Consider the following 10938-nt stretch of genomic DNA (forward strand, 5'->3'; position numbering starts at 1 on the left):
TCCCGGTCCAATAACAAAATTTTCCGAAACTCCGCTGCGTGCATTAACACGTATTTTTTGAACGAACAATTCCACCGTGAAGTCGGAACCGGAAATGCGGCGGCCGCGCGATACGAGACCCTCCCGGAACCGGCGACTGGCACAGCGCCGGGACGGACAAGTGAAATCAATGATTCACAGCTCGACTTCCTTGCCCATCAGGCGCAAGACCGCATCGTCCTTCAGGACCACCTGATGCTTGAAAGCTCCGAACAGATGAAGAAGGAAACCGAGCGTAAAGGCGATGACACCCAGCCAGAAGAGCCCCGTGAGGTAAAACGCGGAAGCCTCGCCTTCCGACCAGATCCGGGGAAACTCCAGACCGAAAAACCGGAATTCCAAGCCGCTCGCAGAAAGTGATGCCCAAAGTATGAGAGGCAGTACGACGCCGGCAAGCGAAAGCCCGAAGGCCACGCACCGGGCAATGATCACTTCCACAGGCTTCGCACCTCCCAGGGGCATCGGGTGGTGGTGTTTCAGCCTCCAGTAGATACGGAACGAAAACAGGACCGCACACAGGACCGCAAGGGTGGTCAGCGTGTTCAGGCGCTCGGGATCCGGCGAAGCGGAACCGGCAAGTGTATTCACCGCGAGCAACAAAAACCCGGGCAATAAGAATGCTCCCGTCCAGTGGCAAGCGATTGTTACAAGACCAAAGGCCAGGCCGGTATCTCTGAGTTTCATCTTCCCAATCTCTTCAACGTCCGGTGTGGGAAAGATTTTAGCAAACCAGCAAATCGGGCATAGACAGCAATATCCGATCGCAACCATCTCCAATAGCGAAAGCAAATCCTTTCCCAGCCGATACTTCGGGCGCCGGGAAACCTGGCCCCGCACCGTTCACGCCGGCAAAAGGCGGCCGAGTGAACCTCCGGACGCGGCACGGGTTCCGCAAACGAGATCCAGGAAAGCATCGACCGCGCCGTTTTCCGGTGCGGCCGCGTTTCGAACAGCGAGCGTATCTATAAACCTGTCCTGATCGCCGAGTTGATGCAGATTTACGATGTCCCGATGCCCGCTGCCCTCGACAACCGACCGGGGCAGCAAGGTGACGCCGACGCCCGATGCGACGCAGCCGAGAATACCTTCCAGCGTACCAAGCTCGATAATGTCGTTCGGCGCGAAACCGGACCTGCGCATCCAGTTTTGGGCATAGGCGCGGTAGGAGCAGCCAGGCTTGAAAACGATCAGGGGCATCGCTCCAACCTGCTCGGGACTTTGAATGCCGGCCTCCGTCGCCAGCACCATCTCCTCGGAAAAGACAATGCGCGACTTGAGGTCGGGGTGGCGGAACTGCCCGCCGATGAGGGCGAGGTCGATCCTGTTTTCAAGAAGCAGCCCTACCAGTTCGTCGGTCGGGCCCGACCTCAGGCCAAGCCGGACACCGGGATTGGTCGCGCGGAATCGTGAAAGAAACGCCGGAAGCCGTATTGCCAGAGTCGACTCCATGCTCCCGATCCGAAGCAACCTGACAGCGCCTGCGAAATTGGCGAGCGACGCAATCGCGGCGGACTCGGCATCGACCACGGCTTTTGCGTGATCCAGAAAATATGTGCCGGCGGGCGTGAGCGTCATGCCGTTGCGCCCACGCGAGAAAAGTTCGATGCCGAGTTCTTCTTCCAGCGCCTTGATCCGCGACGTCACATTGGACTGAACGCAATTCAACCTTCTCGATGCCTGGGACACCGTCCCGAGTTCGGCAACCGTAAGGAAGGTTTTAAGCGTTCGGATCTCCAATATCGTTCTCCTTTAAAGATACTAGACTTCTTATATCATCATTTTACGGGATCATCACGTTTCGTCTACAAATATATAGGAATGGAGGAGACGATGGCACCGAAACGCAATGCCGGACAGGCGAAAAAGGCCCTTGATGGCCTTTGGGTCGCGGACGGCGATCAATATTTGTCGACAAGAGCTTCCGAGCTGTGCGGCATCAGGGTTCCCGTTTTTCAGGCCGGCATGGCCGGCCTTTCGGGACCCGAACTGGTCGCCGCCGTCAGTGAAGCCGGAGGGATGGGGCATCTTGGCGGGCTGCGCGTCCCGCCGAAGATCCTTCGCCGCTGGATCCACGAGACAAGGGAGCTGACGGACCTTCCCTTCGGCGTGAACCTCGTTCCGCAGTACGGCGGCCCGGAAGTTTTCGAAGCGTCTTTCAAAGTCGTCCTGGAGGAAAAGCCGAAGGTGCTTTCCCTCTTCTACGGCGATTTCGAAGAGACGATTCCTCGTGCGAAGGAGGCCGGCATCGTCACGGCCGTGCAGATCGGCTCCGTCATGGAGGCGCGCAAGGCGATCCGGGATGGAGCCGACATGCTCATTGCGCAAGGCATTGAATCGGGTGGGCATATTCGCGGGCGTGTCGGCCTGATGGCGCTTCTTCCGGCGGTGGTGGATATCGCCGAGGGGCGGCCCGTGATTGCCGCCGGCGCGATCGGCGAGAGCCGGGCGGTACGTGCGGCAAGGTGCCTTGGTGCGGAAGGAATCTGGTGCGGCACGGCGTTTCTGACCTGCCATGAGTGCGATACGAACGACGCCTACAAGCAAAAGCTGATCGATGCCGATACGGACGCCCCCAAATTCATGACCGGATATTCCTACGGCTGGAAATACGGCACGCCTCATCGCGCCATACCGGGGCCGGGCGGCTGGAATCTCTTTCGCTTCATGGGCGGAGGCTTGCGCAAGGTCGACAGCCCGAAGATGGCCGACAAGCTCAGCCTCTACGCCGGCCAGGGAGTTGGTTTCGTCAATGAAAGAACAACCGCCAGGGAAGTCGTGGCGAAGCTCGCCGAAGGTTTCCGAAAGGGATCAAACATCGATCCGGATCTGGGCTTGAATGCATGAAATGGCGCCAAAACTATTTTCTTTTAGAGATTTTTATTACGCTTTTCATTTCAGAAAAATGCATACCTCTTATTTAAACTGACGCCCTGGCGACCACAGCCGATGCCGAGGGATAAAAACCGGCCGGGACCCTGAAACGGTCCCGGCCGGTTTATGCTGATCAGGCTGCTTCGGATCGGGCGGACAGAATCCCGACGCCCTTCGCGGAGGCCGCCCCGAACACGGTCCCGATTGCCATGGAGACGACAACCAGCGGCAGGACGTTTTGAAGGCTCGCCGAAAGCAGCGCCTCATAGGCAAACGCGCCGGGTGTCTGGCTGAGGTAGGCAAATGTCGTGGCATAGCCGAAGACGATGCCGGGAACGAAGCCAAGCGCCGGGATCTGCGACGAAAGCACAAAGAAAATGATGCTTGCGGCCACGAGGATTCCGATCCACGCCGGACCGGGAAGCCCGGGAACGGGATTGGAAAGGGCGAGGACGGCCACGGCCCAGGCCACGAGGGACCCGAACGAATTGCAGGCGATATTGAGCATGATCGCCTTGTTGTCGCCCCCTGCCGCGAAGAACGAAGCCCAGGCGGTGAAAACGCCCCATAAAAGGATCGTTCCCACGGAAAGCACCGACCAGGTTGCTATACCGCCGAAGAACCCGACGCTGATTGCCATTGCCATTATTGCGGGCATTGCTTTTCCCTCCGGTTGGCGCCGGCTGCACCGGCGCTGTTCTTTGTTCGATCGAGCAGGGCTCCCCTCCCGCGCCCGTCTCCCTGCTCGCGGCATGCGGCCGACCCGCAGCCCGTAATCCAGGCGCGAAATTCGCTCAGGCGTGCTTCCAGTCCACCGATGCCTCGAAGGCGGCGGCGGCCCGGTAGATCTTGCTTTCCTGATAGTCTCCGGCGGCGATGGACAGGCCGATGGGCAAGCCCGCGCTCATTCCGCAGGGAACGGACATCGCCGGATGGCCCGTCACGTCATACTGGGCGGTCGCCCCCAGCATCTCCCAGGACCGCGAGACGATCTCGGCTATGGAAGCATCCGGGCCTGGCAGTTTGGTCGCCTTCATCGCGACAGTCGGCGTCAGGATGACGTCATACTCCGCAAAGGCCCGGTCGTAGATGGCCTTCATGCGCCGGGCGATATTCTGTGCCTTGCCGTAAAATGCACCGCGGTAGCGCGTCTGCATGTAGCGGCCCACGAGCATGGCAATGGTGAGCGTTTTCGAAAGATCGTCCGCCTTCTGCCGCCAACCCGCATGAGCTTCCATGAGGGCGACGTCGTAAAACCCCTTCCAGTTGTAGCCCATGCCGTTGCCGAACATCATCTGGACGGCGAGGCCTTCCATGCCGATAGGCCCCCAAAGTGCGGCAAGCTGCGGGTGCTCGGGGATCGAAACCTCTTCCACGTCAGCGCCAAGCTCGCGGAAGCGCTCACCCGCGGCCCTGACCTTTTCGGCGACATCCTCCTCAAGAAGCGGCAGCTCGAAGCCTTCCTTAAGGATGCCGATCTTCATTCCTTTCACGCCACGGTCGAGCGCTGAGGTGTAATCGTCCGTTTTCGGCGAATACTGGCGCGGGTCCAGACCGTCTGCACCGGCCAGCACCTCCAGCATCAGCGCGTTGTCGCGCACGTTGCCGGTGATCGGCCCCGTATGGTCCACCGTCATCTCGATCGGCATCACGCCGGTGTAGGGAACGAGCCCGTAGGTCGCCTTCATGCCGTAAACGCCGCAGAAAGCCGCCGGTATGCGGATCGAGCCGCCCTGGTCGCCTCCGATCGCCAGGTCGGCCTCGCCGGTTGCAACAAGGGCCGCGCTGCCGGATGACGACCCGCCTGCCGAATAGCCGTATTTGTATGGGTTATGTACCGGCGCGGGATCTGAAGAGTGGCTGCCCGCCGAAAGGCAAAACTGCTCGCACGTGGATTTACCGAGAATGGTGGCGCCGGCATCCAGAAGCCGGGTCACGACCGTTGCATCCATTCCCGGAACGAAGCCCTCGAGCGTCGAAGACCCGTTCATCATCGGAACGCCGGCGACCGCCACATTGTCCTTGATGACAACAGTCTTCCCGGCGAGCTTTCCGGTCGGCGCGCCCTTGATTTCGCTCCTGTAGTACCAGGCGTTGAGCTCGTTGTCTTTTCGCGAAGGCCGATAGCCCGGCGTTCTGGGATATTTTACCTCCGGAATGTTGTCCGGCATCTCGTCGACCATGTCATACGGGTCGAAATTGGCCTGCATGACCGCAAGATATTCCGCGGCCTTTTCCTCCGACATCGTCATGCCAAGTTCCCCAGCGATCTCCAAGATCTGCTGAACGTTGGGCCTGTTGATCGCCATTGTTTTTCCTTTCCCCAAAAGAACACCCTGTTTTTCGGGCGAGGTTTGTGCATCCCGGCTTGGCTAAAAAAGAAAATGCAATATATGAAATTACTAGTATTCAGGCGCAATTGTCCTTCCGTCGATCATTCGGCCAAGCCGGCATGGAAAGCGGGCTCTCCCCGTCAATTGCTCCTGGTCGCTACCCAACCGGCAAGAACACCCTGGCCAGCCGGATAGCGTGACGTCTCAGGCGAAGCCCTCCCGCCTTTGCCACAGGTACCCCAGCCCCGAGCCGAGCACGGCCCAGAAGACGGCGGCGCACGCCAGCGAAGTCGCGGCAAACCGGCCCGCAAGTTCCGCCGGCGCGGTGGATGTATATTCATGCGGCTGCGGCGCGCCGATAACATGCGGCGCTAAAATCAAGGCGACGCCGGCCAGCTTTACAAGCGATGGCCTTCCCGCAGTTACGAGACGGAGCCCGGCGGCTGTCGCGATGGCCGTGGCGATCCACCAACCCTGCCGGCCTGAAAGGTCTGCCGCGGCGGAGCCCGGCAGTTCCGGCGCAAGACCGAGGGCGGGAGCCAGAGCGACTGCCGCAAATCCGCCAAGCCCCCAGAGCAACCCGGAAGAAGCATCTATCTTCCGCCCGCTCAACAGCATGGCCGAAAGCAGCAGGAGAGCGAAGCCGAAGCCGATCAGAACGCTGGTCAAGCTTGTAAAGAGCGTACGCTCCGCGCCATCCGCCGGCGCCCAATTTCCGGAAAGACCGCTCAGGATCCCGCCGGCGCCACCGATGTTTTGATGGATTTCGCCGCCATGCACGAGCCAGATGCCGACATCGTTTGCGGATGCGGCGGCCTGCTGCAGCAGGCCTGTGGCAGACGCGGTTTCGTAAATTTCGGCCTGCAGAATGATCGGCGCGGTGAACACCGCCTGCAGAAAGGCAAGGGTTAGCCCGGCGGCGCATCCCGCGCCCAGAGCACACCCGAATATCCGGCTGATCATCGATCCTACACCGCCGCGAAGCGCGACGGGCTCCCTTTTGAGCATATCCCGCCAGACCTGCATCGGATTTGGCGACAAGGATATGCTCAAGACATTGAACCTGGAACGATTTCCTGTCCTTCAGGCGTGTCCGCCCGAAGGACAAGCGCTCTGTCAGTGACAGGGGAAGCCAAGCGAATGACGGCTGTCATGCGCGGCGTTGTGCAGCACGTTCGGCGAAGCAAAGCCGACCGTAAAAACGATGCCCATTCCAAACACAAGCGCCAGCATCGCCGCTCTCGCGACGGCAACGCGATCCGCCGGCATGGCGTTAATGGAAGGGATTGCCTTGATATTGTTCATTACATCCTCCTGGCCGCGTTTCGGCTGGCCTTTCCCTTTGGAGATGGAAGCTGAATGCGTGCGCACTTTTTAGCCGATGTCTTCTGATATCTTCGCACACATACCTTGGGCGATGGCGGGACTTCCCTGGCCAGATCCGCCATTGCTAAATCATGTTGCCGCTGCGCCTAACCGGCCGCAGCTATCCGCGCGGGGCTGACGGCAATCGGCTCCGGCCTCCGGCCATCATGATGATGGTGGTGGTGGTGCCCCTCATCGCCGCCTTCGCCGATGCGTTCTTCAAGGCCTCGCGTAAACTCCACAGGCTGGCCGTGAGGCGTGGCAAGGTAAGACTTGCGCCAGTCCTCCGCAGCCTGGGATATCTCATCGGCGCCAAGTATTCCCTTTTGCAGGAGAATGGTCTCAAGCGCCGTTTCCCATTGCCTGTAGTAGACCGAGTTGCTGTCCTCGCCGGGCCATGGCGGCACGTTGCGGATAACCGTGCTGAAGGTCTCGACCCATTCGGCCCAGGTGAAGAGCCCGGCACGGCTCAACGCCATCGACGTGCCGAACGCCTGCGCATGCCATGGCTGGACGAATTTCGGGGCATCCACATGGTCAGACTGCCCGCCGGCGATTTCGATCGAAAGAGGATCGAAATCGAAAAGCGATCCGGTTCCGGCCATCACGCTTCCTCCAGATAGCTCTCATAGAGGTCGGCGTAGATCGCGTCTTTCGGACCTGCATCCGGGCCCCAAACGTCGGAACCCTCGAAGCGGACGCAATAGAGATGCTGCGGGTGGTCGCCTTCGAGGACGGCCCTGGTATCCGCGAAGACGAAGCCTCCGTAATGGGTGACGACGGTGCCCACGCGGCCGCGCAGGTAACGGGGAAGCCGCGTATGCGTCGGCTTGGCCATGACCACGGCACGCACCTTGTCGCCGGCCTTGAATGCGGGTGCTTGCGGTACATCCGCCTTCGGCGAGAAATTCGTCGCGATGATCCCGGGGATCATGTCAGGGGTAACAGGCATCATTCGCCTCCCTGGTTCTTGAGGACTTCGATCCGAGCATCGATTTCCTCTTGCGTGAGAATGTCCTTCTCGAGAAGGCTGCGGGTGACGCCGTCAACCCACTGCTCGTAGTAGGAAGACTGCAGCCAGCGCAGCGCGGGGATGCGTTCCATCGCCCAGCGCGTCTCGTCGATGTTGTAGACGCCCTCGATCGCCAGCGCGACTTTCACGCCGAACATTCGCCTTTCCCATTCTTCATGGAAGATCGGTTCGTTTTCCTCCAGCGGAAGCGGCCCGACGCCGTCCATTCCGCCGATATCGTGCATGCTGTTCATTGCTGTTTCTCCGGTCCTTTGCGAACGGAACAGGGATTTTTCAGGCGGCCAGCCGGCAAATGCCGGTGCCGATCATGGAATCCCGCGTGACAAGGGCCGCCAGTTGCTCCTCGCTCCAGCCGTCGGTCCCGGCAGGACGCTCGGGAAGCACCAGATAACGGACGTCGGACGTGGAATCCCAGACACGCACCTCGACATCGTCTGGAATATGAAGGTCGAATTCGGCAAGGACAGAGCGTGGGTTCAGCACCACACGGCTGCGGTAGGGAGCCGTCTTGTACCAGTTGGGCGGCAGCCCGAGCACCGGCCAGGGATAGCAGGAGCACAAGGTGCAAACGACGACATTATGGACTTCGCGCGTGTTCTCCACCACGACCATATATTCGCCCTGAAACCCGGAAAATCCGAGAGATTCGATCGCCGCCGTACCGTCCTTGAGCAACCAGGATTTGTACTCCGGGTCGGCCCATGCCTTGGCCACGACCTTTGCGCCGTTTTTGGGACCGAGTTCATGTTCGAACACATCGACGATCGCATCGACAACGCCCGTGCCAAGCACGCCTTTTTCGGTCAGCAGCGTTTCTATCGCCTTGACGCGCAACGCAACGGGCACCGGCGGTTTGGTATGTGAATGGGACATGGTTCGCCTCTCTGGTGGCTTTTTCCTTTGGGCCGGTCGACCATTTCCGGTGAACCTGCCGTATGCGGGCCAATGGCTGGCCTATGCGTAATTATTTGAAACCGCGTTATCTGAAAATGCAACTATTTTTTGCTACGACGGCAAAAAGATTATATTGCGCCGCAACATATAATAGCCCGGTGCCGAGCCGTTTTACTATAAAGATGAAAGTCTTCGGCGCCGGATCAGGACTGGAGATCGATAATCCGGAATTCTATTCCGTCCACCGTGGCCAGATGGACCGGGCGGGTGCCGCCGGCGACGGCGGCTGGATCGAACCCGCGCGCGGTGCGCCCCTGTATCGTCCTTCCAACGCGTTGCTGGAGGTCCCGGGGGTCGAGGTCGCCCGTATCGGCAACCAGGGCTGCCAGACAGTGAACGCCTTCGTAGCAGGACTGTCCGAAACCGTTGGTGGGAGGCGGGCTATCGCCGAAAGACTGGTGATACCGCTCGAGGAAGCGATCGTTGTTGCGTGAGCGAAGGCTCGAAAAATAAGCCGAAGTAACGAAGATGTTCTCGGTGCAGTCCGGCCCCAATGCATAAAGCACCGTTTCATCGAACGCGGACGAGAACCTGAGGACGTGCTTGTCCAGGCCCGCCTCGACGAATGCGCGGTTGAAGCCGAGCGCCTCATAGCCGAGAAGATAAGGCATGATCGCATCCGCCCTTGAGCGCTTGATCTCCTCTATCACGGGCCCGTAGTCGGTGAAGCCGAAGGGCAGTATCCGTTCCCCGACAACCATGGCGCCCATGTCACGTATCATCCGACGCGCGGTCGCGAGCGTGGAGCGCGGCCAGATGTAGTCGTTTCCAAGGAGATAGAAGCGCTGCGTGGATTTATGCTCGCACAACCACGCCAGGCCGGGCCTAAGCAGTTCGTCCGAGGTTTCTCCCACCGTCACCACGGAAGTGTCGCTCTCGAATCCTTCGAACTGCGGGGTGTAGATGAAAGGCACGCGAGTCCCGATTGCCTGGGAAACCGGTCCGCGAGCGAAACTCGGCAGCAAGGCTACAACGGCATCCGCTTCATCCAGTTCAACCAGATCTTCTGCGGCAAGAGCGGCTTCGCGGGCCGTGTTCCCGCCGTCCTTGAGCACCAGCTCTACTTCGCGGTTCAGCAAACCACCGCTCTCGTTGATTTCCGCAACAGCCAGCAAAGCACTGGCCTGTGCGGAGGGCGACCAGATTCCGGCCGGACCTTCCCCAGGCGTGAGCAAGCCTATCCTGACTGTACTTGTCTTCATAATTCGCGCCTGCCCCGCAAGAGCTGGAACATTTCCGGCAGTAGCCGGTTTGCATTTGGAAAATAAACGAGCGTCTACGATCATTAATCTCGAAATCGCAACCGCGAGTTCGATTTTCCAAGCCGGAAATTTTCAGTGTAAGTGGTCGATTTGCAACCGCTTTCCCGGAACTGAGCCTCCAATTGACCTCGTTACTGTCAAATCTACTAATTCCCCAGATCAACGACAAGCGGCGATGACATGCGCTAAGAGGCTTTAGTGAGCTTGAAGCCAACCTTCGCATTCGCATTCGGGGGCAATCCGGCTTGCGCGCGGCGCAGACACGGAGTATTTCTATGAAACTGATGATATTGAAATTAAGAATTTCGGAATTGCCGGGATCAGTTCGATGCAAAACCAGCTGGCTTATCTTATCGCGATCGTGAACCGGCAGCTCGAAGACGAACTGCAGGACAAGCTTCGCCCGGAAGGGATTCCGATCGAGCAGTTCAGGATTCTCAGCGCGCTCAAGGATGGTAACGGGCTGGCAATGGGGGATCTTGCTGCGCGCGTTCTCGTCGATTCGACAACCCTGACCAAGATCATCGACCGGATGGTAACGGCGATGCTCGTATATCGCGCGCCCGATCCCAACGACCGCCGCAAGGTTCTGGTGTTTCTCACAGCCAAAGGCGGTGCGCTGATCGGTCGCCTGGAAGGCGTTGTCGGAGAGCAAGAGGAAAAGCTCGTCAACCGGCTGCAGCAAGGCAAGGCTGAAGAACTGACCCGAATTCTGCAGACGCTGGTGCGCAACTAAAGCGCTTTCCACGAAAGCAGGATCGCTTTCGTGACAAGAATTCGCTCCGAAATCAATATCTTGAGCATATCCCTGGTCCGCGAAACCAGATCCGGATTTCGCAGGGTATGCTCTAGGGTCTGTTGAGATTTCACGACATGCAGCGCCGTCGTGAAGCTGCGCCACGTAATGAGAGATAACCCCCGCTTTACAGGGCCGTTTGTCCTGACGCCCTGAAGTTATTCGGGGCATAGGTCAATGAATTCAATTTTTTACGGGAAGAATCAGGCCATAAATGGCGCACCCGACAGGCATCTGAGTCACTGGTGAGTTGAACGATTCCAATATGTTAGCTCGCCATTGCCA

Annotated in this window: 13 protein-coding genes; 2 read left to right on the forward strand and 11 right to left on the reverse strand. The window is 59.2% G+C overall.

Features of this window, described 5'->3' with window-relative positions; translation table 11 throughout:
- Nucleotides 1-174: 174 nt before the first annotated feature.
- A complete protein-coding gene (locus GR183_RS21455; protein ID WP_376765789.1) occupies nucleotides 175-810 on the reverse strand; it encodes a cytochrome b in 636 nt (211 codons plus the stop codon).
- 69 nt (nucleotides 811-879) lie between these two features.
- A complete protein-coding gene (locus tag GR183_RS21460) occupies nucleotides 880-1776 on the reverse strand; it encodes a LysR family transcriptional regulator (protein WP_160777738.1) in 897 nt (298 codons plus the stop codon).
- Nucleotides 1777-1869: 93 nt separating this feature from the next.
- On the opposite strand from GR183_RS21460, the gene GR183_RS21465 reads away from it, so the two are divergent.
- A complete protein-coding gene (locus tag GR183_RS21465) occupies nucleotides 1870-2883 on the forward strand; it encodes an NAD(P)H-dependent flavin oxidoreductase (protein WP_160777739.1) in 1014 nt (337 codons plus the stop codon).
- A 160-nt stretch (nucleotides 2884-3043) separates the two neighbouring features.
- On the opposite strand, the gene GR183_RS21470 is transcribed toward GR183_RS21465, so the two are convergent.
- The 9 genes from GR183_RS21470 to GR183_RS21510 all read right to left on the reverse strand — a co-directional run bounded on the left by GR183_RS21470 (nucleotide 3044) and on the right by GR183_RS21510 (nucleotide 9797).
- The gene (locus GR183_RS21470) at nucleotides 3044-3568 is read right to left on the reverse strand and encodes a DUF1097 domain-containing protein (protein ID WP_160777740.1); all 525 of its coding nucleotides are present in this window, start codon (nucleotides 3566-3568) and stop codon (nucleotides 3044-3046) included.
- A 136-nt stretch (nucleotides 3569-3704) separates the two neighbouring features.
- Nucleotides 3705-5219, reverse strand: a complete 1515-nt coding sequence (locus tag GR183_RS21475; RefSeq protein ID WP_160777741.1) for an amidase — start codon at nucleotides 5217-5219, stop codon at nucleotides 3705-3707.
- Nucleotides 5220-5447: 228 nt separating this feature from the next.
- Nucleotides 5448-6251 carry a CbtA family protein gene (locus GR183_RS21480; RefSeq protein WP_202396239.1) on the reverse strand — a complete coding sequence of 268 codons (804 nt, stop codon included), beginning with the start codon at nucleotides 6249-6251 and terminating at the stop codon, nucleotides 5448-5450.
- Between the two features lie 108 nt (nucleotides 6252-6359).
- Nucleotides 6360-6548 (reverse strand): CbtB domain-containing protein, encoded by a 189-nt coding sequence (locus tag GR183_RS21485; RefSeq protein ID WP_376765788.1) that lies wholly within the window; start codon nucleotides 6546-6548, stop codon nucleotides 6360-6362.
- A gap of 167 nt (nucleotides 6549-6715) precedes the next feature.
- The gene (locus GR183_RS21490; protein ID WP_160777742.1) at nucleotides 6716-7213 is read right to left on the reverse strand and encodes a nitrile hydratase accessory protein; all 498 of its coding nucleotides are present in this window, start codon (nucleotides 7211-7213) and stop codon (nucleotides 6716-6718) included.
- Complete coding sequence (locus GR183_RS22230) at nucleotides 7213-7560, reverse strand: SH3-like domain-containing protein (protein WP_160777743.1); 348 nt, start codon at nucleotides 7558-7560, stop codon at nucleotides 7213-7215. Before GR183_RS22230 ends, GR183_RS21490 begins: the two co-directional genes overlap by 1 nt.
- Nucleotides 7560-7874, reverse strand: a complete 315-nt coding sequence (locus tag GR183_RS22235; protein ID WP_160777744.1) for an SH3-like domain-containing protein — start codon at nucleotides 7872-7874, stop codon at nucleotides 7560-7562. Before GR183_RS22235 ends, GR183_RS22230 begins: the two co-directional genes overlap by 1 nt.
- A 40-nt stretch (nucleotides 7875-7914) precedes the next feature.
- The gene (nthA, locus tag GR183_RS21505) at nucleotides 7915-8514 is read right to left on the reverse strand and encodes a nitrile hydratase subunit alpha (RefSeq protein WP_160777745.1); all 600 of its coding nucleotides are present in this window, start codon (nucleotides 8512-8514) and stop codon (nucleotides 7915-7917) included.
- A gap of 224 nt (nucleotides 8515-8738) precedes the next feature.
- Nucleotides 8739-9797 carry a substrate-binding domain-containing protein gene (locus GR183_RS21510; RefSeq protein WP_160777746.1) on the reverse strand — a complete coding sequence of 353 codons (1059 nt, stop codon included), beginning with the start codon at nucleotides 9795-9797 and terminating at the stop codon, nucleotides 8739-8741.
- Nucleotides 9798-10185: 388 nt separating this feature from the next.
- Here GR183_RS21510 and GR183_RS21515 point away from each other — a divergent pair, with 388 nt between their 5' ends.
- Nucleotides 10186-10593 (forward strand): MarR family winged helix-turn-helix transcriptional regulator, encoded by a 408-nt coding sequence (locus GR183_RS21515; RefSeq protein WP_160777747.1) that lies wholly within the window; start codon nucleotides 10186-10188, stop codon nucleotides 10591-10593.
- Nucleotides 10594-10938 lie beyond the last annotated feature (345 nt).

The sequence above is a fragment of the Stappia sediminis genome, from assembly GCF_009826895.1.
GTDB classification, from domain to species: Bacteria; Pseudomonadota; Alphaproteobacteria; order Rhizobiales; family Stappiaceae; genus Hongsoonwoonella; species Hongsoonwoonella sediminis.

Coding starts and splice junctions, on each gene's coding strand:
- GR183_RS21455 (WP_376765789.1), bottom strand. CDS start 810: ATGGTTGCGATCGGATATTGCTGTCTATGCCCGATTTGCTGGTTTGCT.
- GR183_RS21465 (WP_160777739.1), top strand. CDS start 1,870: ATGGCACCGAAACGCAATGCCGGACAGGCGAAAAAGGCCCTTGATGGC.
- GR183_RS21470 (WP_160777740.1), bottom strand. CDS start 3,568: ATGCCCGCAATAATGGCAATGGCAATCAGCGTCGGGTTCTTCGGCGGT.
- GR183_RS21475 (WP_160777741.1), bottom strand. CDS start 5,219: ATGGCGATCAACAGGCCCAACGTTCAGCAGATCTTGGAGATCGCTGGG.
- GR183_RS21480 (WP_202396239.1), bottom strand. CDS start 6,251: ATGCTCAAAAGGGAGCCCGTCGCGCTTCGCGGCGGTGTAGGATCGATG.
- GR183_RS21485 (WP_376765788.1), bottom strand. CDS start 6,548: ATGAACAATATCAAGGCAATCCCTTCCATTAACGCCATGCCGGCGGAT.
- GR183_RS21490 (WP_160777742.1), bottom strand. CDS start 7,213: ATGGCCGGAACCGGATCGCTTTTCGATTTCGATCCTCTTTCGATCGAA.
- GR183_RS22230 (WP_160777743.1), bottom strand. CDS start 7,560: ATGCCTGTTACCCCTGACATGATCCCCGGGATCATCGCGACGAATTTC.
- GR183_RS22235 (WP_160777744.1), bottom strand. CDS start 7,874: ATGAACAGCATGCACGATATCGGCGGAATGGACGGCGTCGGGCCGCTT.
- nthA (WP_160777745.1), bottom strand. CDS start 8,514: ATGTCCCATTCACATACCAAACCGCCGGTGCCCGTTGCGTTGCGCGTC.
- GR183_RS21510 (WP_160777746.1), bottom strand. CDS start 9,797: ATGAAGACAAGTACAGTCAGGATAGGCTTGCTCACGCCTGGGGAAGGT.
- GR183_RS21515 (WP_160777747.1), top strand. CDS start 10,186: ATGCAAAACCAGCTGGCTTATCTTATCGCGATCGTGAACCGGCAGCTC.